The sequence below is a fragment of the Micromonospora sp. RL09-050-HVF-A genome, from assembly GCF_019374995.1.
In the GTDB taxonomy this organism is placed as follows: domain Bacteria; phylum Actinomycetota; class Actinomycetes; order Mycobacteriales; family Micromonosporaceae; genus Micromonospora; species Micromonospora antibiotica.
In genome coordinates, this window is the sequence record NZ_JAGKQP010000002.1 from 4,110,322 (window position 1) to 4,133,250 (window position 22,929).

Genomic DNA, 22,929 nt, shown 5'->3' on the forward strand with positions numbered 1-22,929 from the left:
CGGAAGTTCAGCACGACCGCCGCTGCGACCACGGGACGCAGGGCACCGCCCCGCCGTCGCGGACCGCCGCGTGGACGACCCGGGCCAACGGGGCGCCCCAGGTCGACCGGGGGCCGCCGTAGGGCTCCGCCCGGCCGGCCGGCGGGCAGAGCACGGTGACCGCGTCGGTGGGGGTGCCGGTGCCCGGTAGGCCGAGTTCCCCGATCGCCTGGCACTTCGCCTCGGTGGCGGTGGCGACGGCGTTCACCAGTGCGGCGTCGCCGAGCGCCACCGGCACGTAGACGACGACGTTGACCGTCCCCACCCGCTGCGCTAGGGCCCCGCCCTGCCCGGGGCAGTGCCCTGGCCGGGGTCCCGCCCTGGCCGGGGGCGACGCCCTGCTCGGGGGTAGCGCCCTGCTCGGGGGTAGCGGGCTGGGCGGGGGCGGCGGCCCAGAGGGGGGTGCCGAGGCCGACGGTGACCCAGGCGCGGACGCCGGTGTCGGTCCGGGTCACCACCTCGGCGACGTCCACTCCGGTGAGTAGGCCGATCCCGGGCCCGTCGAGGCCGAGCCGGTCGGCGAGCTCAGCCAGGTGGGCCGCCGGGTCGTCCCGGTGGTACGACATCGGCACGGTCGCGTTGACCACCCAGTGGCGTACGCCGACCCCACCACCGAGCGGACCGGAGCTGACCGCCCGCAGCGGTGAGCCGGCCCGCCACACCAGGAGCGGTATGTCCCATCCGTCCTCGAAGCGGTGGGTCAACACCGGGTCGCCAAGCACCGGGACACCCTACGACCAGCGGCGACAACTGTCGGTGAGCAGGTGGTGTGGGCGGCTGATCGTAGTGGCCGATCGGGTCGGCGGGGTTACGCCCAACGATCAAGTTTCCCGGGGTGCAGCTCTGATTCGTCCTCACGTGCGCCTAGACTTGGCGGCGCGCGAGGGATCAGCGGACGGCGGACCCGGCCGAGGGACGGCAACGCGCAACCGGAGGTGCGCGATGGACGAGGTACTGGCCCGCAGCGGGATCTTCCAGGGTGTCGACCCGGAGGCTGCCGAGGCGCTCGCCAAGGAGATGGAGACGATCGACGTCCGCAAGGGCGAGATCGTGTTCAACGAGGGCGAGCCCGGCGACAGTCTCTACATCCTCCTGTCAGGCAAGATCAAGGTCGGGCGTCGGGCAGCGGACGGCCGGCAGAACCTGATCGCGGTGATGGGCCCGTCGGACATGGTCGGCGAGCTGTCGCTCTTCGACCCGGGTCCGCGTACGGCCACCGCCACGGCGGTCACCGACACCCGGCTGGTCCGGCTGCGCAAGCAGGCGCTGCGGCCCTGGCTGAACAACCGGCCCGAGATCGCCGAGCAGCTGCTGCGGGTGCTGGCCCGTAGGCTGCGCCGGACGAACGACTCGCTGGCCGACCTGATCTTCACCGACGTGCCGGGCCGGGTCGCCAAGAACCTGCTCCAGATGGCCGGCCGGTTCGGCACCCGCGACGGCGGCGTGCTGCGGGTGACCCACGACCTGACCCAGGAGGAGATCGCCCAGCTCGTCGGCGCCTCCCGCGAGACGGTCAACAAGGCGCTCGCCGACTTCGCCTCGCGGGGCTGGCTGCGACTCGACGGCAAGAGCATCATCATCCTCGACCCGGAGCGTCTCGCCCGCCGCGCCCGGGTCTGACCGGCACCGCCTCACCGTCCGAGCCAGGACCGCCCTCGCCGGCGGCCCTGGCTCGTCGGCATTCCGGCGCCGGTTCCGCCCGCCCCGGTCGACCGGTCGGTGATGACCCGCTCTGCCCGGCGCAGAATCCCTCGACAACCCGCTCCGCCGGGCGCGACCCTGGACCGGTGCTGGAACGCGTAGCGGTGCTCTCCGACGTCCACGGCGCGTTGCCCGCGCTGGAGGCGGTGCTGGCCGAGCCGGAGGTGGCCGCCGCTGACCTGATCGTGGTCACCGGTGACGTGGCGGCCGGCCCACAGCCGGTCGAGGTGTTGGACCTGCTGACCGGGCTGGGTGCCCGGGTCCGCTGGGTACGCGGCAACGCCGACCGGGAGCTGGTGCAGGCCCGCGCCGGCCGACCGTCGGAGCACGACGTCTCGAACTGGGCGGCGGAACAGCTCCGGGCCGACCAGGTGGTTCTGCTGGCCGCGCTGCCGCTGACGCTCACCCTCCCGGTCGCCGGCCTCGGTCCGGTGCTCTTCTGCCACGCCACGCCCCGCGACGACGAGGAGGTGGTGCTCGTCGACTCCCGGCCGGCCCGCTGGGCCGAGGTGTTCGCCGGATTGCCCCCGGAGGTGCGCACCGTGGTCTGCGGGCACACCCACATGCCGTTCACCCGGCTGGTCGACCGCCGCCTGGTGATCAATCCGGGCAGCGTGGGCATGCCGTACGGCGGGCCGGGGCGTACTGGGCACTGCTCGGTCCGGGGGTGCAGCTGCGCCGTACGGGATTCGACGTCGACGCGGCCTGTGCCCGGGTCGCCGCCGGGTCGGGCTATCCGGACGCCGCCGCCTGGGCGGACGAGTACCTGCGCTCCCGGCACAGCGACCTCGACGCGCTCACCGCCTTCGCCCCGCGCGACGGCCGCTGACCGGCGACCGGCACCGGAACGGACCGACGGCACCGGCCGGGGTCACCACGGAGCCTAAAAAAGTCAGGCTTGACTGTTTGTTTCGGCGACGGCACGCTGTTCCCGTGTCCACCCCGTCGACCCGCGTCCCCCAGCAGGAACGCAGCCGCGCCACCCAGGCCCGGCTGCTGGAGGCGACGGTCGACTGCCTGGTGCGGTACGGCTGGTCGGGCACCACCACGACCGTGGTCGCCGCCCACGCCGGTGTGTCCCGGGGCGCCCAACTGCACCACTACCCCACCAAGGCGGCCCTGGTCACCGCCGCCGTCGCCCACCTCGCCGAGCGCCGCGCCGAGGAGTTGCGCGTCGAGGCCGAGGCGCTGCCGGTCGGGCCGCAGCGGCTCGACCGGGTGATCGACCTGCTCGGTGTCGCGTTCACCGGGCCGCTCTTCGTCGCCGCGCTGGAGCTGTGGGTGGCCGCCCGCACCGACCCGGAGCTGCGCGGCGCGCTGGTGCCGTTGGAGGCGCGGGTGGGTCGGGAGATGCACCGGCTCACCGTCGCGCTGCTCGACGTGGACGAGCGCCGCCCCGGCGTCCGCGAGGCCGTACAGGCCACCCTCGACCTGCTGCGCGGGCTCGGCGTGGCCAACCTGCTCAACGACGACTCGGCCCGGCGCACCGCCCTGCTGCACACCTGGAAACACCAGCTCGCCACCCTGCTCGCCCCCGGAGCAGCAGCACCGGGCCACGACGACCCGGCCTGACCCTCACTCACCGGCCCACCCGACCGGAGGCACCATGGTCGACCCGACCGCACTGCTCGTCGACCTGACCGACGGGTCCGACCAGCTCGTCGCCGCGCCGCCCCCACCGGACGTGCTGCCCGACCACAGCGGCCGTACCGTGCTCGCCGCCGCGTGGCTGGACGTGGCGCAGGTCCGCGCCGGCCCGCCGGGGGCAGGCCGCGCACCCCGCGCGGGCGCAGCCGGGACGGTCCTGCGGTGACCGGGGTGCTGCGGGTCGGCAACGCCTCCGGCTTCTATGGCGACCGGTCCACCGCCTGGCGGGAGATGCTCGACGGCGGTGAGCTGGACGTGCTGACCGGCGACTACCTGGCCGAGCTGACCATGCTGATCCTCGGCCGGGACCGGCTGCGCGACCCCGGCCTCGGTTATGCGAAGACCTTCCTGCGCCAGCTCGAAGGTTGCCTCGGCACCGCCCTCGACCGGGGGGTGCGGATCGTCACCAACGCGGGTGGGCTGAACCCGGCCGGGCTGGCCGCCGCGATCGGCGTGCTCGCCGACCGGCTCGGCCTCGCCGTCCGGGTCGCCCACGTCGAGGGCGACGCCCTGGCCCTGCCGGACGCGCTCACCGCCAACGCCTACCTCGGCGCGTTCGGCATCGCCGCCTGCCTCGACGCCGGGGCGGACGTGGTGGTCACCGGGCGGGTCACCGACGCGTCGCTGGCGGTCGGGCCGGCCATCGCCCGGTTCGGCTGGGGACGCGACGACCTGGACGCGCTGGCCGGGGCGACCGTCGCCGGGCACCTGATCGAGTGCGGGGCACAGGTCACCGGCGGCAACTTCAGCTTCTTCACCGAGCTGCCCGACGGCGGGCACCGGCCCGGCTTCCCGATCGCCGAGATCCACCCGGACGGCTCGTCGGTGCTCACCAAGCACCCCGGCACCGGCGGCGCGGTCACCGTCGAGACGGTCACCGCCCAACTGTTGTACGAGGTGGGCGGCCCCGACTACCTCGGCCCGGACGTGGTGACCCGGCTGGACACGGTACGGCTGCACCCGGAGGGGCCGGACCGGGTCCGGGTGGACGGGGTCCGGGGCACCCCACCGCCGGCCACCCTCAAGGTGGGCGTCAACAACCTGGGCGGCTTCCGCAACGCGATGACGTTCGTGCTCTGCGGGCTGGACATCCCGGCCAAGGCGGCCCTGGTCCGGGGGCAGGTCGAGGCGGCGGTCGGCCCGGACGGGCTGGAGTTCACGCTGGCCCGTACCGACCATGTCGATGCGGTCGACACCGAGACGGCGAGCGCGCTGCTGCACGTACACCTGCGTGACGGTGACCGGGCTCGGGCCGGGCGGGCGTTCTCGGCGGCGGCGGTGGAGCTTGCCCTGGCCTCCTATCCCGGTTGCACGTTGACCACCCTGCCCGGCGACGCCACCCCGTACGGGGTCTTCACCGCCGACGCCGTGCCGCAGGCCGACGTGCCGCACGTGGCCGTCCTGCCCGACGGCACCCGCCTGCCGGTCCCGCCGCCACGGACGGTGGCACCGGCCGTGGCCGGGCCGACGCCCGGCACGGCGGGCCCGACCCCGGTGGCCGGGCCGACCCGGCGGGGTCCGTTGGGTGAGCTGGTCGGGGCGCGGTCGGGTGACAAGGGTGGCGACGCCAACCTCGGCGTCTGGGCGCGTACCGACGCGACCTGGGCGTGGCTGCGCGGGTGGCTGACCGTCGACCGGCTGGCCGGGCTGCTGCCGGAGACGGCCGCGTCGACCGTCGAGCGGTACGAGCTGCCGAACCTGCGGGCGGTCAACTTCGTGATCCGGGGCCTGCTCGGGCCGGGGGTGGCCGCCTCCACCCGGTTCGACCCGCAGGCCAAGGCGCTCGGCGAACTGCTCCGCTCCCGCATCGTCGACCTGCCCGCCGCCCTCACCCCCGGACCGCCCGCAGCCGGGGAGGCCGACCGGTGACCATCGTGGACACCCCGGAGCGGCGGCAGTTACGGGAGCTGACCCGGGCCTTCGTGACCCGGGAGGTGCTGCCGCACCTGGCCGACTGGGAACGGGCCGGTGAGGTCCCGCGCGCGCTGCACGCCACCGCCGCGAAGCTCGGCCTGCTCGGCGTCGGCTTCCCCGAGTCGGTCGGCGGTAGCGGCGGCGACCTGCTCGACTCGATCGTGGTCACCGAGGAGATCATCCGCTCCGGCGGCTCGTCCGGGCTGGTCGCGGCCCTGTTCACGCACGGTGTCGCGCTGCCGCACATCGTCGCGGCGGCCGGCGGGCGGACCGGCGGCACGCTCGGTGGCCGGCTCGCCGCCCGCCCGTCCGCCGCCGACGACCCGCTGGTCACCAGGTACGTCCGGCCGACGCTGGCGGGTGAGCTGATCGGCGCGCTGGCGATCACCGAACCGGAGGGCGGCTCCGACGTCGCCTCGATCCGCACCACCGCGCGCCGCGACGGCGACCACTACCTGGTGAACGGGACGAAGACGTACGTGACCAGCGGGGTACGCGCCGACTTCGTCACCACTGCGGTCTGCGGCGACTTTCCCGGCAGCGGGTCGCTGCACCTACTGGTGATCGACAAGGGCACCCCCGGGTTCACCGTCGGCCGGAAGCTGGACAAGCTCGGCTGGCACTGCTCGGACACCGCCGAGTTGTCCTTCGTGGACGTCCGGGTGCCGGTGGGCAACCGGATCGGCGAGGAGGACACCGGCTTCCTGGCGATCATGCAGGGCTTCGCCGCCGAGCGGCTCTCCCTGGCCACCCAGGCGTACGCGACGGCGCAGCGCTGCGTGGAGCTTTCGACCCGCTGGTGTCGGGACCGGTCCACGTTCGGTCGTCCGCTGGCCAGCCGGCAACTGGTCCGGCACCGGCTGGCCGAGATGCACACCCGCGCCGAGGCGGCCCGCGCGTACGTGCACCAGGTGGCCGCCCGGGTGGCGGCCGGCGAGCCGGTGGTGACCGAGGTGGCGATGGCGAAGAACGTCGCGGTGGCCGCCTGCGACCAGGTGGTCGACGCCGCGCTGCAACTGCACGGCGGCTTCGGCTACCTGCGCGACGCCGAGGTCGAGCGGCACTACCGGGACGCCCGCATCCTCGGCATCGGCGGCGGCACCACCGAGATCATGAACGAGATCATCGCGAAAGGTCTGGGCCTGTGAGCGCGAGGAGTGAGCCGGGTTTGCGAGCCCCGCAGTCGCGAACGAAAGACGGACCTGTGAGCGCGAGGAGTGAGCCGGGTTTGCGAGCCCCGCAGTCGCGAACGAAAGACGGACCTGTGAGCGCGAGGAGTGAGCCGGGTTTGCGAGCCCCGCAGTCGCGAACGAACGGGGGAAATCTGTGAGCACACTGGAGAGTGCGGTCGATCCGGCCGCGCCGGCCTTCGTGGCCAACCGGGACGCGCTGCGGGACCGGCTCGCCGAGTTGGACGCCGCGCTCGACCAGGCGCGGGCCGGCGGTGGCGAGAAGTACGTGGCCCGGCACCACCAGCGCGGGAAACTGCTGCCCCGGGAGCGGATCGAGTTGCTGCTGGACCGGGACAGCCCGTTCCTGGAGTTGTCGCCGGTCGCCGGCTACGGCAGCGACTTCCCGGTCGGGGCGAGCGTGGTCACCGGCATCGGCGTGGTCGAGGGCGTCGAGTGTCTGATCGTCGCCAACGATCCGACGGTACGCGGCGGCGCGGTGAACCCGTGGTCGCTGGCGAAGACCCGGCGGGCCGGCGAGATCGCCCTGGCGAACCGGCTGCCGATGGTCAACCTGGTGGAGAGCGCCGGGGCGGACCTGCCCACCCAGGCGGAGATCTTCATTCCGGGCGGTCGGGTGTTCCGCGACCTGACCCGGCTCTCCGCCGCCGGGATCCCCACGGTCAGCGTGGTCTTCGGCAACGCCACCGCCGGTGGCGCGTACGTGCCGGGGATGTCCGACCACGTGATCATGATCCGGGACCGGTCGCAGGTCTACCTGGCCGGGCCGCCGCTGGTGAAGATGGCCACCGGCGAGGTCACCGACGACGAGTCGCTCGGTGGCGCGGCGATGCACGCCGGCACGTCGGGCCTCGCCGACCAGCTCGCCGAGGACGAACGGGACGGCATCCGGCTGGCCCGGCGGTGCGTACGCCGGTTCAACTGGCGCAAGCCGGGTCCGCCGCCGCGCGACCCGGCACCCCGACTGCCGAGGTACGACCCGGAGGAGCTGCTGGGCATCGTCAGCGCCGACCTGAAGGTGCCGTTCGACCCGCGTGAGGTGCTGGCCCGGGTCCTCGACGGCAGCGAGTTCGACGAGTTCAAGCCGGCGTACGGCACCGCGCTGGTCACCGGCTGGGGTGAGCTGCACGGCTACCCGGTGGGGGTGCTGGCGAACGCGCGGGGGGTGCTGTTCAGCGCGGAGGCGCAGAAGGCGGCCCAGTTCATCCAGCTCGCCAACGCCGCCGACACCCCGCTGCTGTTCCTCCAGAACACCACCGGCTACATGGTCGGCACCGAGTACGAGCAGCGCGGCATCATCAAGCACGGCGCGCTGATGATCAACGCGGTGGCGAACTCGACGGTGCCGCACCTGACGGTCAACCTGGGCGCCTCGTACGGGGCCGGCAACTACGGCATGTGCGGCCGGGCGTACGAGCCGAGGTTCCTGTTCACCTGGCCGAACGCGAAGTCGGCGGTGATGGGTCCGGCGCAGTTGGCCGGGGTGCTGTCGATCGTCGCCCGGCAGGCCGCCGCCGCCCGGGGCCGGGACTACGACGAGGACTCCGACGCGGCGATGCGGATGATGGTCGAGCAGCAGATCGAGTCGCAGTCGGGGGCGCTGTTCCTGTCCGGCCGGCTCTACGACGACGGGGTGATCGACCCCCGGGACACCCGTACCGTCCTCGGGCTCTGCCTGTCGGCGATCCACAACGCACCGGTGAAGGGCGCCGACGGCTTCGGCGTCTTCCGGATGTAGCCCCGTGAGCGCGAGGAACGCAGCGCAGCGGAGTCCCGCAGTCGCGAACACCAGCGAGAGGGCGTGATCATGGTTGTTCGGAAGCTGCTGGTGGCCAACCGGGGGGAGATCGCCCGCCGGGTCTTCGCCACCTGCCGGGCGCTGGGCGTGGCGACGGTCGCCGTGCACTCCGACGCGGACGCCGACGCGCCGTACGTGGCCGAGGCCGACGAGGCGGTCCGGCTGCCGGGGAACACGCCCGTCGAGACGTACCTGCGGATCGAGCTGATCCTGGACGCGGCCCGGCGCACCGGCGCGGACGCGGTCCACCCGGGTTACGGGTTCCTCGCCGAGCACGCCGGGTTCGCGGCGGCCGTGGTCGACGCGGGCCTGACCTGGGTCGGTCCGCCGGCCGGGGCGATCGCGGCGATGGGCGACAAACTGGCGGCGAAGGAGCTGCTCGCCGACGCGGGCGTGCCGATGCTGCCTTCCTGGACCGACGGCGACGAGGTCACCGACTTCCCGGTGCTGGTCAAGGCGTCCGCCGGGGGCGGCGGCCGGGGGATGCGCATCGTCCGCGACCCGGCCGACCTGCCGACGGCCGTCGACTCGGCACGCCGCGAGGCCGCCGCCGCGTTCGGCGACGGCACGGTCTTCGTCGAGCGGTACGTCGAGCGCGGCCGGCACGTCGAGGTGCAGATCTTCGGCGACACCCACGGTACGGTCGTGGCCCTCGGTGAGCGGGACTGCTCGATCCAGCGGCGGCACCAGAAGATCGTCGAGGAGGCCCCGGCGGTGCTGCCCGACGGGGTGCGGGAGCGGCTGCACGCGGCGGCGGTCGCCGCCGGGCGGGCTGTCGACTACGTCGGGGCGGGGACGGTGGAGTTCCTGCTCGCCCCGACGGGTGAGTTCTTCTTCCTGGAGATGAACACCCGGCTCCAGGTGGAGCACCCGGTCACCGAGGCGGTCACCGGGCTGGACCTGGTCCGGTTGCAACTGCTGGTCGCCGAGGGTGGCGCGTTGCCGGTGCCGGCGACCCCGCCGGCCGACGGCCACGCGATCGAGGTACGGCTGTGCGCGGAGGACCCGACGCAGGGATTCCGGCCGGCGACCGGCACCCTGCACCGGTTCGCGGTGCCCGGGGTGGTCGGTGAGTTCACCCCGACCCGGGGTCTGCGGCTCGACTCGGGGGTGGGCACCGGTTCGACGGTGGGCGTGCACTACGACTCGATGCTCGCCAAGCTGGTCGCCTGGGCGCCGACCCGGGGCGAGGCGGCCCGGGCGCTGGCCGGGGCGCTGGCCCGCGCCGAGCTGCACGGGGTGGTCACCAACCGGGACCTGCTGGTCCGGGTGCTGCGCAGCGCGGAGTTCGGGTCGGCGCAGGTGGACACCGGGTTCCTGGACGCGCACCCGGAGGTATTCGCGCCGCTGCTGCCGGCCGACGGGCTGCCGGTCGCCGCGCTGGCTGCCGCGCTGGCCGGGGCCGCCGCGCGCCGGGCCGTCGCCCCGGTGCTCGCCGGCCTCCCGTCGGGCTGGCGCAACGTGCCGGCCGTCCCCCAGGTCGTCCGGTACGCCACGGCGACCGGGGACGAGATCGAGGTGCGCTACCGCCTGGACCGCTCCGGCGGTCTCGCCGACTGGTCCACCGACCCGGCCGTCGCCGGCCCCGGCCCGACGACGGCCGACGCACCGGACGCCCCGCCGGTGGTGGAGCTGGTGACGGCGGCACCGGACCGGGTGCTGCTCGACGTGGCCGGGGTACGGCGGGCGTTGCGCGTACACCGGGCGGGGTCGGTGGTCTTCGTGGACGGCCCGGACGGGGCGGCGGAGCTGACCGAGCTGCCCCGCTTCCCACTGCCCCGCGCCGCGTTGGCGGTCGGGTCGCTGCTCGCGCCGCTGCCCGGCACGGTGACCCGGGTGCACGTGGCGGCCGGTCAGCGGGTCGCCGCCGGTGACCTGCTGCTGACCCTGGAGGCGATGAAGCTGGAACATCCCGTGCTCGCCCCGACCGACGGCGTGGTCGCCGACCTGCCGGTGCCCGCCGGCGGGCAGGTCGAGACGGGTGCGGTGCTGGCCGTGGTCAACCCTGAGGAGGCACCCCGATGAACTTCGACCTCACCCCTGAGCAGGATCAGCTCCGCGACGCCGTCCGCGCGCTGGGCCGCCGGTACGGCCACTCCTACTTCGTCGAGAAGGCGAAATCCGGCGGGCACACCACCGAGTTGTGGGAGGAGGCCGGCCGGCTCGGCTACCTGGGTGTCAACGTCCCCACCGAGTACGGCGGCGGCGGTGGCGGCCTCACCGAGCTGGCCATCGTCTGCGAGGAGTTGGCCGCCGCCGGTTGCCCGCTGCTGCTGCTGGTGGTGTCGCCGGCCATCGCCGCCACGGTGGTCCACCGGCACGGCACCGATGAGCAGCGCAAGCGTTTCCTGCCCGGGTTCGCCGACGGCTCGCTGAAGGTGGTCTTCGCGATCACCGAGCCGGACGCCGGGTCGAACTTCCACCGGCTCGGCACGGTGGCCCGCCGCGACGGCGACGACTGGCTGCTCTCCGGCCGCAAGTGCTACATCTCCGGCGTGGACGAGGCGCAGTACGTGCTGGTGGTGGCCCGTACCGAGGACGCAGCGACCGGAAAGCTCAAGCCCGCGCTGTTCCTGGTGCCGACCGACGCGGCGGGGTTGACCCGGTCCAAGCTGGACATGGAGATCGTCTCCCCGGAGAACCAGTTCCTGCTCTTTCTGGACGACGTCCGGCTGCCCGCCGACGCGCTGGTCGGCGGGTCGTTGGACGCCGGCCTGCCGGCGCTGTTCGCCGGGCTGAACCCGGAGCGGATCACGGTCGCCGCGATGGGTGTCGGCACCGGCCGGTACGCCATCGAGCGGGCCACCGACTACACCGCCACCCGCAAGGTCTGGGGTGGGCGGAGCATCGGCGCGCACCAGGGGGTGGCGCATCCGTTGGCGCACGCGGCGGTGCAGGTGGAACTCGCCCGACTGATGATCCACAAGGCGGCCACCCTGTACGACGCGGGCCGCGACCTGGAGGCCGGCGTCTGCGGCAACATGGCCAAGTACGCGGCCGGGGAGGCCGCCGCGCTGGCCGTGGACACCGCCGTGCAGGCCCTCGGCGGGGCCGGTATGACCACCGAGTACGGCGTGGCGACGCTGCTCGGCGCGGTGCGGGCCGGCCGGATCGCCCCGGTCAGCCGGGAGATGATCCTCAACTTCGTCGCCCAGCACGTGCTGGGTCAGGAGAAGTCCTACTGATCCTGCGGGTCGACGGCGTCAGCGCGGGGTGCGGCAGGCGGCGTCGGTGCGGTGCACCGGTCGGACCCGCCGGCCCAACCCCTCCAGCAGCGAGTCCTCCACGTGGTAGTCGCGGATCCGCAGCCGGTGCCGGGGCAGCTCCTCCTCGCTGGGGCAGAGCACCTGGGCGCGGACGTCGTCCACCGGCACGTACCGGACGCCGCCGCGTTCCTGGAGCAGCACCATGTTGACGTCGTCCACGGTGACCACGTGCCCCCGGACGTCCTCGGTGACGCCGGGGCTCGACTCCACGGTGGTCACGGTGAGCGGCAGCACCGGCGTGGTGATCACCGGTAGCGCCGCCCAGACCAGCATGGCCAGTACCGCCGCCTCGGTGACGGAGGCGAGCGGCCGGATCACCGCCCCGGGCAGTGGGCCGGTCACCGCGAGCGCGAGCAGCGGCGGGGCGACGAACAGCACCAGGGCGAGCAGTTCCCGTTGCTGCCAGGCGTCGAGCAGGGTGGGGGCGAGCAGCCAGCCGTAGCCGGCGAGGAGCGTCACCACGATCAGCGTCCGGGGCACGGGGTGCTCGTGCAGTCGCGCCGGGGTGAGCTGGAACGCTGCGACGAACGCCGGCAGCAGCAGCGGCAGGTAGAGCAGTTGCCAGGTGACCAGGGCCAGCAGGAAACTGGACAGCACGAACCAGGCCGGGGTTAGGTCCGCCCAGCGGACGAAGAGCGGGCGGCGGACGGTGGGCGGCATCCGTTCGACGCTGACCCGCAGCACCGCGCCGAGGGCGAAGACCGCGACCAGGCTGGTGGAGAGCAGCCGGGCGGCGGTGGTCAGGAAGCCGGCCAGCAGGTTGACCGGCCCGACGTTCGCCACCAGCAACAACGTGGTCTGGAGTTCGCCGCCCGCCTCGACGCCGAGGCGCAGCACGGAGAAGATGGCGGGAACGCCCACCACCGCCGTCCAGAACGACTGGCTGGCCCGTGTCCGCCGCTCCACCGCCGGGTCCCAGCCGTCGCGTACCGGGACGGTGGTGGCGCCCAGATCCTGCGGTACGGCCGGGGCGGTCACCGCGTCGGCGCCTTGTCGTCGAAGTCGACCAGCGCCGGCACGTTGAGCGGTTGGGGCTGTGCCTTCTCCGCTTTCAGATACGGTGCGAGGGACCTGGTGTAGGCGGTGATCCACGGACTGCTGATCCCGTTGCGACCCTGGAGGTAGCTCTTCTGCAGGGCGAAGGCGACCAGGTCGCGCAGGGCGGGGTCGCCGATCGGCACCCCGATGCCGAGCAGTTCGCTGGTGCCGAAGGGCATGTCGACGATCTCGAACTCGGTCGGATAGAGGGAGAGGAAGCCGGCGAGGATCGTCTCGTCGGAGCTGACCGCGTCGTAGCGACCTTCCCGGATGCCCTTGACGCAGTCGCCGACCTCCTTGACCACGAGCACCTTGACGTCGTGTTTGGCCAGCTCGGCCTCGGTGGTGGAGCCACCACTGGTGCAGACCTTGTAGGCCGGTTCACGGAGGTCCTCGATGGTGCGGATCTTGTCCCTGAGCCGGGTCGGCACCATCACCTCCTGGGTGGTGACGAAGTACGGCCCGGCGAAGCTGACCAGCTTCTCCCGCTCCTCGGTGATGGAGAAGCTGGAGACCACCAGGTCGACCACGCCACCCTGGAGGGCGGGGATGCGATCCTCGGTGGTCACCGAGACCCACTCGATGCGCTGGTCGCCCTCGTAGCCGAGGTAGGAGGCGACGTAGCGGGCGATCTCCACGTCGAAGCCGGAGTGCTTGCCGTTGCGCAGCTCGCCCATCAGCGGCTCGGTGGTGGCCACCCCGATCTTGATCTTCGCCTGACCGTCGATGTGCGACTCGCGCAGCTTGTCGCGGACCGAGGGCAGCGAGGGTTCGCGGCGGTTCTCGCAGCCGGCGGCGGCGGCCAGGGTGAGGGTCAGGGCCACCGCCAGGGTGGTGGTGACCGAACGGACCCGGTGGCGGGCGGACGTGTCGTTCATCGGCGCACCTCGCTGACGGACAGCCTGGGGGACACCGAGGGTAGCCGTTCCGGTCCATCTCGGTCGCGCCGCACCGGTGGCGGGTCGTCCGCCGCGACGCCCACCCGACCGGAAGGCGGGAGCAGGGCGGAGGGCGGGGACCGTCTTCCGGCGTTTCGTCACTCTAGGCAGAACGGTCAACCACACCGAGCCGTATGGTTTGACAGCGCGCCCGTTCAGGCCATGCTTGTCAGGTGAGCCGATTCCTGAAGCCGGACGCGCGGACCGTGGCGGTGGTCGCGGGGCTGGCGACCGGCGCGGTGCTGGTGGCGTTGGTGTTCCGGCATCCCGCCGGCATCCTGACGGTGGGGCTGGCCCTGCTCGGGGTCCTCTTCGCGACGGTGACCGGCACCGCGCTGGCCGCGTTGCGCGAACGCGACCACGAGGAGACACCGGCCGTGCCGCCCTCGCCGGGGCACCTGGAACCGGGATCGTTCCTCGACGCGGACACCCTCGACGCGTTGGACAGCGCGGCGGTGCTGAGCCGGCTGCACCGGATGCGCGAGGTCAGCGACCAGTGAGGGTGGGGGCGACCAGGGCGTCGACCCCCCGGCCGGCGAGGCAGCGGTAGGTCCGGTCGAGATCCGTCTCGCCGGGCGGCAGCACCTCCAGCCGCCAGCCGTTGGCGTAGTCGATCCCACTGGTCAGCCGGAACGTGCGGGCGTTGCACACCGACCGGACCGTCGGGTCGGCGCTGATCGTGGCGTGTCCGGCCCCGGCCAGCGCGGCCGGCAACTGGCCCTCCACGTACGTTTCCCAGGTGTGCCGCCCCTCGCAGGAGACCTGCGGCGCCTCCGCCCGGTCGCCGCGTAGCCGTACCGGGCCGAAGCACTCCAGCACGGGGGCGCACCGGGCACCGGGCGGCAGGGTCGCGGCCGTGCCGTCGGCCGCGCAGCCGGGCAGGGTGCCCCAGCGGGCGGCCGGGCTGGACGAGCCCACGGTCGACGGGGCGGCGGTCGGCCCGGCCACCGGTGGCGCACCGCCGGCGACCCACGCCCCGGCGCTCGCCGAGGCGGCCAGGGCGAGCACCCCGGCCCCGCCGAAGAACCAGCGTCGCCGCCGCCGCTCGCCGTGCGGAACGGTCGGATGGTCGTCCTGGGCCGGCGGGCGGGGGCGGGCTGGCCGGTGATCCGCCCCGGTTGACCGGTGGTCCACCCGAGGGTGTACGGCCCGGTGCCGCCGGACCCGCCGGTGGAGGGCCCGCCGGAGACCGGCGCACCGCTGACCGGGGCGGGGGCCGGGTCGACGGGCAGCGCGGTGAGCAGGTCGCGCAGTTCGAGCGCGGAGGGGCGGGCGTCGGGGTCGTTGGACATCCCGGCGCGGAGCACGTCGACCAGTTCGGTGGGCACCCCGGGCAGGTCGGGGATCGGGTGGTGGAACAACTCCAGCACGGTGACCAGGCTCGGGTTGCGCTCGGACTGCCAGCGTGGGGGCCGGCCGGTCATCACCGCGTAGAGGGTGGCGCAGAGGGCGTACACGTCGACGGCAGGTGACGGCGGGCTGTGGTTGAACATCTCCGGCGGCGCGTAGGCCGGGGTGAGCACCTCCAGGGTGACCGAGGCGTCCCGCGCCTCGGCCAGCACGGCCAGCCCGAAGTCGGCCAGCACCGCCGAGTTGAAGTGCGAGTGCAGGATGTTGGCCGGCTTGACGTCGCGGTGCAGCACCCCGGCCGCGTGCGAGTGGGCCAACGCGTCGGCGATCTTGATGCCGAGGTCACGGGTCTCGGACGCGTCGAGCGGCGAGGTCCGCATCCGTTCGGCGTACGACCCGTCGCACAGCTCCATGATCAGGTAGGGGTGCTGGTCGACGGTCACCCCGACGTCGAAGAGGTCCACCACGTGCGGATGGGAGGACATCCGGCCGGCGGCCCGCGCCTCGCGCAGGAACCGGGCCTGGTCTCGTTCGTTGTCCAGGGTGCGGTTCTCCACCTTGACGGCGACCTCCCGACCGACGGAGATCTGGGTGGCCCGGTAGACGGTGGCGTAGCCGCCCCGGGCAAAGACCTGCAAGTCGGTCAGACCGGGCACATTGGGCAGCCGGGAGGCGCCGGGCGGGGTCTCGGTCACGGCTCGAAAATACCCGTTCCGCCGGGGCGCTCAGCGGTCCGTACCGGCGGCAGCGGCCGGGCCGGCGGCGACCGACCCGCTCGACGCACCCCCGGAGACCCCACTGACCTGGGACACTGTCGAGATGGGAGCGTTTCCGCCCGCACCAGCGGATCGACGGGCGTCCCAGCGCAGGCCGAGCGCCGTCGCCACCGCACCCACCCCCTCCCACAGCGCCACCCCGATGAACCGGTCCGGAGCCACGTCGGCCAGCACGGTCAGCGTGAAGACGGTGAAGGTGACCAGCCGGAAGACCACCGTGAACCGGTAGAACGCCCGCCACTCGGTCGCCACCGCCAGCAGGTAGTAGACGCCCATGTTGAACGACGCCATCGAGGACGCGGTGAGGAACGTGCCCGTGTAGTCGCCGGCCGCCCGGGTCTGCGGCACCTCGAAGCCGAGCATCCGCAACTGCGCCTCCGGCCACACCAGCCCGAACGCGCCGAGCAGCACCGCCAGCACACCGAAGACCGCGATCGTCCAACCGGCGCCCGAACGCGGCAACCTCATCTAGATCCCCCACCTGACGGCGCGACCGGCACCGAGGGGCGGTCGCGTGAAGTGACACGCTAACCGTCCCCGCCGATACGCGCACATCCCCGTAACCGACAGACCTACCGTTTCGACGCCGGACCCCGCCGCCGACGGCGCGACGCGGGGCCGGTCAGACCCCGCCGGCCAGCCGGGCCGCCAGGGCGTCGGCGCTGGCCCGCTCGCTGCGCTGCTCGGTCGCGTACGCCAGCCGGACCGCCTCCTGCGCGCTGGCCGCCGCCTCCACCGGGTGCCCGCAGGCCGCCAACGCCTCGGCCAGCACCCCCGCGCCGATCACCTGACTGCGGACGTCCTCCGCCGGGGCGGCGACCGCCCGCCGGGCCCAGTCCAACGCCTGCTCCGACTGACCGTGGGCGAGCAGCGCGGAAGCGTACCGGGCCAGGGTCTGCCGGCGGGAGAAGAGCAGCGTCGGTGTCTTCGCGGCGGTCGTCGCCACCGGGGCGAGCAGCCCGACCGCGGTGGCCGGGTCCCCGGCGGCGAGCCGGGCGGTGGCGAGCAGCACCCGGGGCGCGGCCTGCGCCGGGGCCTGCGGGTTGTGCGGTTCGACGGCGGTCAGCACCGCACGGGCGTCCCGCTCGGCGGTCTCGCAGTCGCCCATGTCCAACGCCACGAACCCGCGCAGCGTGCCGGCCATCCCGGTCAGCAGTGGATGCGACGTCCGACCGGCGTACGCCAGGGCGTCGGTGAACAGGTCGGCGGCGTGCTCCGGCTCGCCCAGCCCCCGCGCCACCACCCCCCGGACGACCAGCGCGAACCCGCGCCCCCAGTCGTCGGATACCGCCGCGAAGTCCCGGTACGCCCGGCGGGCCGACCGGTCCGCCTCGGCAACCTCGCCCAACTCGGCCGCAGCGAACGCCTCGACCGCGCGCAACGTGCCCACCGCCCACGCCTCACCGACGCGTTCCCCGAACGGCAGGAAGATCCCGGCCAGCCGGCAGGCTTCCCCCAACCGGCCGGCCAGCAGCCGGGCGAAGGCGGTGGTGCCGCGCAGCCAGGCCCGCCCGTACGGGTCCTTCAACTCGGCGAAGAGCCGGGCGGCCCGACCGAGCACCGCGTCGGTGCCGGCGAAGTCCCCCCGGGTGGTGGTGACCCAGGCCAGGTTCTGCAACGCCCAGGCCTGCCCCCGCAGGTCCTTCGCGGCGAGGCTGATCTGGTAGGACGCGGCGAGCCGGCTGCTCGCCTGACCGAGTCGACCGGCGACGAAGTCGGCCATCCCGAGCCGGCGCATGGCCGAGGCCCGCAGGTTGGTCACCTCCCCGGCGGTGGCCACCTGCAACGCCTCCTCCCAGCAGGCCACCGCGCGCCCATGGTCGCCCTGCGTCTGGTGGGCCTGGCCGGCGAGCAGCAGGGCGCTGGCCCGGGTGCCGGCGTCGTCACCGGCGTTGGCGGCGATCTTCTCGGCGAAGGCCAGCGCGTCGCCGACCCGACCGACCTGGAGCAGCGCCCGGGCGTGCGCGACCCGGTCGGCCGGGGGCACCCCCTCGCGGGCCAGGTCGGTGGCGCGTTCGGCGTGTTCGACGGCCAGTGCCGGCTCACCGGCCTGCAACGCCCGGCGGGCGGCCCGGCCCAGCGCGGCCACCCCCAGCCCGGCGACCGTCCGGGCCGGCGAGTCGGGGCGGAGCTTGACCGCGTCGGCGAGGGCGGCGGCCCGCTCGACCTGCTCGGCCACGAAGTCGTCCCGGGCGGCGTCGGTGAACCCGCCGGGTGCGGCGACCGACGCCGCCGGGTCACCGGTGGCCCAGCGGGCCAGTGCGGCGTGCCGTTCGGCCAGCTCCGCCTTGCTCACCCCGGCGTAGGCGGCCTCGCGCATCAGCGGGGTGGCGAACGCGAAACCGGTCCGGGTGCGGTGCAGCATCCGGCGTTGCAGCAACTCCTCGACGGCCCGTTCCAGCTCGACGGCGGCCACTGCGGCGGGCCGGCCGTCCCGCCCGGCCCGCTGCTCGCGCAGCGCCTCCAACGCGCCGGTGGGCACCGCGTCACCGACCACGGCGGCGTCGCGCAGCGCCGAACGGGCCTCCGGCGGGAGGGCGTCGATGCGGGCGGCGAGCACGGCGGCGAGGTCCCGGGAGAGCAGCCGGCTGCCCAGCGAGCCGGGCACCAACCGCCAGCCGCCGTCCGGGCCTGCGGTCAGCGCTCCCCGCTCCCGCAGCAGGGTGACCAGTTCGGCCAGGTAGAAGGCGTTGCCCTGGGCGGTGGCGAGCAACCGGTCGGCGTCGGACTGGGGCAGCCTGCCGCCGTTGAGATAGCTGGTGAGCAGGCGGGAGGCGTCCGCGCCGCGCAGCGGCGGCAACGGTTGCACCTCGGCGTCGGCGATCCAGGTCAACGTCCCGGCGGTCCGGACCAGCTCCGGTCGGCCCAGCAGCATCACCAGCACCGGGCCGGTGAGCCGGGACAGGGTCGCGCCGAGGGCGGCGATCGTCTCGCCGGTGGCGTCGTGCAGGTCGTCGACCACGATCACCAGCGGCGCCTCGGCGGCCAGCGCGCTGAGCAGCCCGGCCACCGCGACCGGCACCGCCTCGGCGTCGGCGGCCGGCGGGGTCGCCCCCAGCCGCCCTGGTCACCCGCGTTGCCGGGCAGTTCGGCGTAACCCAGCAGCGCCAGCAGCTGGTCAGCGGCGATCGGCGGTACCTCGGTACGCAGCCGGCCGAGCCGTTGACCGAGCCGGCGCAGCCGCTCCTCGACGGCCGGCCGGGTGAGCGCGGTGGAGGTGTCGCTGGGCAGGCCGACGGCGGCCCGGACCAGGTCGGCCAGCGGGGCCAGCCGACGCCGCTCACCGAAGGCGGCGCAGCGGACCGAGAGCACCCGGGCCCCGCTGTGCGCGGCGTACCGGCCGGCGCCGACGTCGTAGCCGGCGGCGAGGCGTTCCACCTCGGCGGCGAACCGGGACTTGCCGATCCCCGCCTCGGCGGTCATCAGCAGCACCCGGGGTTCGCCCCGGTCGATCACCTCGGCGAGCCGGCCGGCGACCCGGCCGATCTCGGTCTCCCGCCCGACGAAGGGGGCCTCGTCGCCGAGCCCCGACCGGGTGCCCGGGGCGTCCAGCAGACCCAGCAGCTCGTACGCCTCGACCGGCTCGCGCTTGCCCTTGAGCCGCAGCGGGCGCAGCACCCGCCAGGAGGCGACGTGCCGGGTGGCCGAGGAGGTCCGGGCACCGGCGTAGATCGCGCCGACGGCGGCGGCGTCGGCGAGCCGGGCGGCGGTGTTCACCGTGTCCCCGATGACCGTGTACTCGATGGCGGCCTGGATGCCGGCGATCACGTCGCCGGTGTTCAGCCCGACCCGCAGGCCGAGCGGTGCGCCGCCGCCGCGTTCGTCGTCGAGGACCCGGCGCACGGCCCGCTGCATCGACAGGGCCGCCCGGACGGCCCGCTCGGCGTCGTCCTCGTGGGCCACCGGGGCACCGAAGACCGCCATGATCCCGTCGCCGGTGAGTTTGTCGACGTGCCCACCGAACGTCTTCACCGCACCGGCGAGCGCGGCCAGCACCCGGTCGGTGACGGCACCGACACGTTCCGGGTCGAGGTCTTCCGACCACGAGGTGAACTCGGACAGGTCACCGAAGAGCACGGTGACCACCCGGCGCTCGGCGGTCGGCAGGGTGGCGGCGGCCGGCAGTGCCGCCCCGCAGTTGTGGCAGAACCGCGCGCCCGGGACGGCGAGCGTGCCGCACACCGGGCAGGTCACGGCTGCTCCACTCCGAGGTGTTCGAGTTGCGCGCGGACCGACCACTCGGCGGCCCACCACAGCGACCGGTCCACGTCGGCGTAGACCGTCGCCACCACCTCGGCCGCGGTGCGCGCGCCCGCGTCGACGGCGGCCCGCACCTGGTCGAGGCGGGCCTGGCGGTGGGCCAGGTAGAAGTCGGCCGCCGCACCGCAGTCGGCCAGCGCCGGGCCGTGCCCGGGCAGCGCCGGGATCCCCTGGTACGCCGAGAGCCGCTCCAGGCTGCTCAGGTAGTCGCCGAGGTGGCCGTCGGGGTGGGCGACGACGGTGGTGCCCCGGCCGAGGATGGTGTCCCCGGTCAGCACCACCTGCTCGGTGCCGTACGACACCCGGAAGCAGACCGAGTCGGCGGTGTGCCCGGGGGTGTCGACCAGGTCGATGTCCAGCCCGGTCCCGCCGAGCTGCGTACCCGCCCCGGTCAGTGGCGGGCCGCCGATGGTGTGCGCGGGGTCGACGGCGAGCACGGGTGCCCCGCCGAGCAGTTCACTCAGCCGGGGGGCGCCCTCGGTGTGGTCGGGGTGCCCGTGGGTGATCAGCACGAACCCGATCGGTCCCGACGCCGCCACGGCGGCCAGGTGCGCCTCGTCGGCCGGGCCGGGGTCGACGACGACCGCGTGCGGCGCACCCGGGGCGCGTAGCACCCAGGTGTTGGTGCCCTCCAGGGTCATCGGCCCAGGGTTGGGGGCGCGCAGCAACGTCACCCAGTCCGGCAGCCGGTCGGCCAGCGCGGCCGGTGGTGCCGTCACATGCCCGGTCATGGCTGCGATCGTACGACCCCGCGCGCCACTCCCCACGATCTTGCGGAACCGGCGTACCCGGTTCGTGGCCGTTCGCGGCTTTCCGCCGGCCGACCGGCCCGGATCGTGGTGCGCGCCGGGCCGGCGGGCGGCGGTGGGGCGGTGGGGCGGTGCGGTCAGCCGACCTCGACGATCAGTTCGACCTCGACCGGGGAGTCCAGCGGCAGCTCCGCCACCCCGACGGCGGAGCGGGCGTGCCGGCCGGCCTCCCCGAAGACCGCGCCGAGCAGGTCGGAGGCCCCGTTGATCACGGCCGGCTGGCCGTGGAAGCCCGGTGCCGAGGCCACGAAGCCGGTCAGCTTCACGATCTTGACGATGTTCTCCAGGCCGACCAGCGAATCGACGGCGGCGAGGGCGTTCAGCGCGCACCGCTCGGCGAGATCCTTGGCCTGCTCGGGCGAGACACCCGCGCCGACCTGGCCGGTGGCGAGCAGCTTGCCCTCGACCACCGGCAGCTGACCGGAGACGTAGACGTGCTGGCCGGACTGCACCGCCGGGACGTAACTGGCCACCGGCGGCACCACGTCGGGCAGGGCCAGGCCCAGCTCGGCGAGCTTGGCGTGGGGTCCGTTGCTCATCGTCGGGCCCTCAGCCCTTGGGGCGCTTGAGGTACGCGACCAACTGGTCCGGGTTCGGGCCGGGGATCACGGCGACGAGTTCCCAGCCGTCCTCACCCCAGTTGTCGAGGATCTGCTTGGTCGCGTGGACCAGCAGCGGGACCGTGGCGTATTCCCACTTCTGCATCGGTGGAAGGCTCCCTTGCCTGACGTGGATGTTCCGCCGACAGCCTACGGTCCGGGTGCGGGTCGGGGCGCGGGACGCTGCTCCGGGGCGGCGGGCAGCTCGCCGCACTGCCCGGTGTGGTCGTACGGCTGGGGGCAGCGCGACCGGTCGGGCAGCAGCAGGTCGCAGAAGACCCGGTGCCGGTTGTTCTGGTCGTCGACGGTGGAGACGGTGGTCTCGCCGGCGTCCAGTTCGACCAGGAAGCCGAGCGAGGTGGCCACGGTGCCGGCCAGGGCGGTGGCCGCCGTCAGGTCGGCCACCCGGATCGGCAGGTGGATGACGTAGCCGGGCTCCTCGTCGTCCCGGCCCCGGTCACCGGGGCGGCCGAGGATCCGCAGCACCTCGGACGGTTCGGCGCAGCGCCGGTAGGACCGCTCGTTCATCGGCAGTGAACCACCCGACCCGTCCGCGTCTCCGGGCGAACCGCCCCGCCTCCCCCGGTCTCCTGGTGAGAAGTGGGCCCGGGAGATGTTCTCCGCGTCGCGCATGTACCTGCCTCCGGCCTCGTACCGTGAATGACCGCCGTCCGGACCGGGCGCCGACCCGAACCGCTCCCCCACACCCGGACGAACGTAGGACCCGGCCGGGGCGGGGGACAACGGGACGCGCGCAATCGCTCACCCAAAGTCACATATGCGACAGACGCTTGGTCTGAAAGGTGATCGCGACCCACCGCAGGTCGTGAGCAGTCCGCCACGCGCCGCCCATCGACCGTTACCCTTGCGCCTCGGACGGGCGATCAGGGGTCGCCCGCCGCGCCCGTACCCGCGTCGTCGCCAGGGGCGGCGACGGCGCCCCATCCCCCGGGGGACCACATGACCCATCCACCGTTCGGTGGCGCGAGCGGATCGCCGGGCGTGCCGACGCCACGGCAGGACCAACCCGACCCGGGCGGTACCACCGCCCCCGGCACCTCCACGCCCGGCACCTCCCCGTCCGGCGCCGCCACGCCGTCACCGGCGGGCTACCCGGCGTACCGGACACCGGCCCCCACGCGACGGCGGGGCGTGCTGGTCGCCTCGCTCGCGCTGCTCGCGGCCGTCGTGCTCTGCGGTGGTGGCGGAACGCTCGCCTACCTGACCCTGCGCGACGCCGAGGGCGGCGAGGGCGCCCGGGAGCCGACGGTGGCGGTGGACGGTTTCCTCACCGCCGTCTACCAGGACCGGGACGCCGGCAGGGCGGCCAACTTCGTCTGCGCGGAGTCGCGCGACCAACAGAAGATCAGCGCGAAGGTCGCCGAGGTGCAGAAGTACGCCACCCTCTACACCAACCCACGGTTCCGCTGGTCCAGCCCGACCGTCGACAGCCAGAACGGTGACCGGGCCACCGTCTCCACCAAGCTCACCCTGACCACCGCCGACGAGAAGATCGCCGAGCAGCCGTTGCGGTTCACGGTGGTACGGAAGACGGGTTGGTGGGTCTGCGAGGTCGGCTGACCACGTGGGGTGGATAGGCTCGA

The 22,929-nt window shown here is 74.1% G+C and carries 19 protein-coding genes and 3 pseudogenes; 11 read left to right on the forward strand and 11 right to left on the reverse strand.

The genetic code is table 11. The features are described from left to right. Window positions 1-7 precede the first annotated feature (7 nt). A pseudogene (locus J7462_RS17970) lies at window positions 8-761 on the reverse strand (adenosylcobinamide amidohydrolase). 220 nt (window positions 762-981) lie between these two features. Between J7462_RS17970 and J7462_RS17975 the strand changes: the two are divergent. The 9 genes from J7462_RS17975 to J7462_RS18015 all read left to right on the forward strand — a co-directional run bounded on the left by J7462_RS17975 (window position 982) and on the right by J7462_RS18015 (window position 11,474). Next, window positions 982-1,659: a Crp/Fnr family transcriptional regulator gene (locus J7462_RS17975; protein ID WP_067306583.1), complete on the forward strand. Its 678-nt coding sequence runs from the start codon at window positions 982-984 to the stop codon at window positions 1,657-1,659. Between the two features lie 167 nt (window positions 1,660-1,826). Continuing rightward, window positions 1,827-2,627: a metallophosphoesterase family protein gene (locus J7462_RS17980; RefSeq protein WP_308290929.1), complete on the forward strand. Its 801-nt coding sequence runs from the start codon at window positions 1,827-1,829 to the stop codon at window positions 2,625-2,627. 46 nt (window positions 2,628-2,673) lie between these two features. Then, a complete protein-coding gene (locus J7462_RS17985; RefSeq protein ID WP_208567720.1) occupies window positions 2,674-3,312 on the forward strand; it encodes a TetR/AcrR family transcriptional regulator in 639 nt (212 codons plus the stop codon). A 34-nt stretch (window positions 3,313-3,346) separates the two neighbouring features. After that, window positions 3,347-3,553 carry a hypothetical protein gene (locus J7462_RS17990; protein WP_219470892.1) on the forward strand — a complete coding sequence of 69 codons (207 nt, stop codon included), beginning with the start codon at window positions 3,347-3,349 and terminating at the stop codon, window positions 3,551-3,553. Continuing rightward, window positions 3,550-5,256 carry an acyclic terpene utilization AtuA family protein gene (locus J7462_RS17995; RefSeq protein ID WP_219470432.1) on the forward strand — a complete coding sequence of 569 codons (1,707 nt, stop codon included), beginning with the start codon at window positions 3,550-3,552 and terminating at the stop codon, window positions 5,254-5,256. The genes J7462_RS17990 and J7462_RS17995 overlap by 4 nt, the downstream gene beginning before the upstream one ends. Next, window positions 5,253-6,449, forward strand: a complete 1,197-nt coding sequence (locus J7462_RS18000; protein WP_219465102.1) for an acyl-CoA dehydrogenase family protein — start codon at window positions 5,253-5,255, stop codon at window positions 6,447-6,449. The genes J7462_RS17995 and J7462_RS18000 overlap by 4 nt, the downstream gene beginning before the upstream one ends. Window positions 6,450-6,627: 178 nt before the next feature. Next, window positions 6,628-8,229, forward strand: coding sequence for an acyl-CoA carboxylase subunit beta (locus tag J7462_RS18005; RefSeq protein ID WP_219465103.1), 1,602 nt, complete (start codon window positions 6,628-6,630; stop codon window positions 8,227-8,229). 69 nt (window positions 8,230-8,298) lie between these two features. Further along, complete coding sequence (locus J7462_RS18010) at window positions 8,299-10,314, forward strand: biotin carboxylase N-terminal domain-containing protein (RefSeq protein WP_219465104.1); 2,016 nt, start codon at window positions 8,299-8,301, stop codon at window positions 10,312-10,314. Continuing rightward, a complete protein-coding gene (locus tag J7462_RS18015; RefSeq protein WP_219465106.1) occupies window positions 10,311-11,474 on the forward strand; it encodes an acyl-CoA dehydrogenase family protein in 1,164 nt (387 codons plus the stop codon). Before J7462_RS18010 ends, J7462_RS18015 begins: the two co-directional genes overlap by 4 nt. Window positions 11,475-11,492: 18 nt before the next feature. Here J7462_RS18015 and J7462_RS18020 read toward each other — a convergent pair whose 3' ends face one another. Together J7462_RS18020 and J7462_RS18025 are read right to left on the reverse strand one after the other, a co-directional pair. Further along, entirely contained in the window at window positions 11,493-12,533 is a 1,041-nt protein-coding gene (locus J7462_RS18020) for a hypothetical protein (protein WP_208567713.1), read from the reverse strand. Further along, a complete protein-coding gene (locus tag J7462_RS18025) occupies window positions 12,530-13,471 on the reverse strand; it encodes a transporter substrate-binding domain-containing protein (RefSeq protein ID WP_208567712.1) in 942 nt (313 codons plus the stop codon). The genes J7462_RS18020 and J7462_RS18025 overlap by 4 nt, the downstream gene beginning before the upstream one ends. Before the next feature lie 233 nt (window positions 13,472-13,704). On the opposite strand from J7462_RS18025, the gene J7462_RS18030 reads away from it, so the two are divergent. Continuing rightward, on the forward strand, window positions 13,705-14,031 hold the full coding sequence (locus tag J7462_RS18030) for a hypothetical protein (RefSeq protein ID WP_208567711.1): 327 nt from the start codon (window positions 13,705-13,707) through the stop codon (window positions 14,029-14,031). On the opposite strand, the gene J7462_RS32300 is transcribed toward J7462_RS18030, so the two are convergent. From J7462_RS32300 to J7462_RS18065, 8 genes and pseudogenes are all read right to left on the reverse strand, one after another. Next, window positions 14,018-14,182: a hypothetical protein gene (locus J7462_RS32300; RefSeq protein ID WP_255599273.1), complete on the reverse strand. Its 165-nt coding sequence runs from the start codon at window positions 14,180-14,182 to the stop codon at window positions 14,018-14,020. The two genes, J7462_RS18030 and J7462_RS32300, sit on opposite strands and share 14 nt — an antisense overlap. 207 nt (window positions 14,183-14,389) lie before the next feature. Then, window positions 14,390-15,576 (reverse strand): annotated as a pseudogene (locus J7462_RS32985) (serine/threonine-protein kinase); the annotation flags it as partial. Window positions 15,577-15,606: 30 nt separating this feature from the next. Continuing rightward, on the reverse strand, window positions 15,607-16,125 hold the full coding sequence (locus tag J7462_RS18040) for a hypothetical protein (RefSeq protein WP_219465108.1): 519 nt from the start codon (window positions 16,123-16,125) through the stop codon (window positions 15,607-15,609). A 154-nt stretch (window positions 16,126-16,279) separates the two neighbouring features. Continuing rightward, window positions 16,280-19,851: pseudogene (locus J7462_RS18045) on the reverse strand (adenylate/guanylate cyclase domain-containing protein). After that, complete coding sequence (locus tag J7462_RS18050) at window positions 19,848-20,648, reverse strand: MBL fold metallo-hydrolase (RefSeq protein WP_219465110.1); 801 nt, start codon at window positions 20,646-20,648, stop codon at window positions 19,848-19,850. The pseudogene J7462_RS18045 and the gene J7462_RS18050 overlap by 4 nt, the downstream one beginning before the upstream one ends. 155 nt (window positions 20,649-20,803) lie before the next feature. Beyond that, window positions 20,804-21,265 (reverse strand): RidA family protein, encoded by a 462-nt coding sequence (locus J7462_RS18055; protein ID WP_208567707.1) that lies wholly within the window; start codon window positions 21,263-21,265, stop codon window positions 20,804-20,806. Window positions 21,266-21,275: 10 nt separating this feature from the next. Then, window positions 21,276-21,431 (reverse strand): DUF4177 domain-containing protein, encoded by a 156-nt coding sequence (locus J7462_RS18060; protein WP_088643831.1) that lies wholly within the window; start codon window positions 21,429-21,431, stop codon window positions 21,276-21,278. A 44-nt stretch (window positions 21,432-21,475) separates the two neighbouring features. Continuing rightward, window positions 21,476-21,958 (reverse strand): hypothetical protein, encoded by a 483-nt coding sequence (locus J7462_RS18065; RefSeq protein WP_219465111.1) that lies wholly within the window; start codon window positions 21,956-21,958, stop codon window positions 21,476-21,478. A gap of 327 nt (window positions 21,959-22,285) precedes the next feature. On the opposite strand from J7462_RS18065, the gene J7462_RS18070 reads away from it, so the two are divergent. After that, complete coding sequence (locus tag J7462_RS18070; RefSeq protein WP_219465112.1) at window positions 22,286-22,906, forward strand: hypothetical protein; 621 nt, start codon at window positions 22,286-22,288, stop codon at window positions 22,904-22,906. Window positions 22,907-22,929 lie beyond the last annotated feature (23 nt).

What these genes read in the sequence shown, in the direction of transcription:
- J7462_RS17975 (WP_067306583.1), top strand. Translation starts at nt 982, where the DNA reads ATGGACGAGGTACTGGCCCGCAGCGGGATCTTCCAGGGTGTCGACCCG.
- J7462_RS17990 (WP_219470892.1), top strand. Translation starts at nt 3,347, where the DNA reads ATGGTCGACCCGACCGCACTGCTCGTCGACCTGACCGACGGGTCCGAC.
- J7462_RS18010 (WP_219465104.1), top strand. Translation starts at nt 8,299, where the DNA reads ATGGTTGTTCGGAAGCTGCTGGTGGCCAACCGGGGGGAGATCGCCCGC.
- J7462_RS18015 (WP_219465106.1), top strand. Translation starts at nt 10,311, where the DNA reads ATGAACTTCGACCTCACCCCTGAGCAGGATCAGCTCCGCGACGCCGTC.
- J7462_RS18025 (WP_208567712.1), bottom strand. Translation starts at nt 13,471, where the DNA reads ATGAACGACACGTCCGCCCGCCACCGGGTCCGTTCGGTCACCACCACC.
- J7462_RS18040 (WP_219465108.1), bottom strand. Translation starts at nt 16,125, where the DNA reads ATGAGGTTGCCGCGTTCGGGCGCCGGTTGGACGATCGCGGTCTTCGGT.
- J7462_RS18050 (WP_219465110.1), bottom strand. Translation starts at nt 20,648, where the DNA reads ATGACCGGGCATGTGACGGCACCACCGGCCGCGCTGGCCGACCGGCTG.
- J7462_RS18055 (WP_208567707.1), bottom strand. Translation starts at nt 21,265, where the DNA reads ATGAGCAACGGACCCCACGCCAAGCTCGCCGAGCTGGGCCTGGCCCTG.
- J7462_RS18060 (WP_088643831.1), bottom strand. Translation starts at nt 21,431, where the DNA reads ATGCAGAAGTGGGAATACGCCACGGTCCCGCTGCTGGTCCACGCGACC.
- J7462_RS18065 (WP_219465111.1), bottom strand. Translation starts at nt 21,958, where the DNA reads ATGCGCGACGCGGAGAACATCTCCCGGGCCCACTTCTCACCAGGAGAC.
- J7462_RS18070 (WP_219465112.1), top strand. Translation starts at nt 22,286, where the DNA reads ATGACCCATCCACCGTTCGGTGGCGCGAGCGGATCGCCGGGCGTGCCG.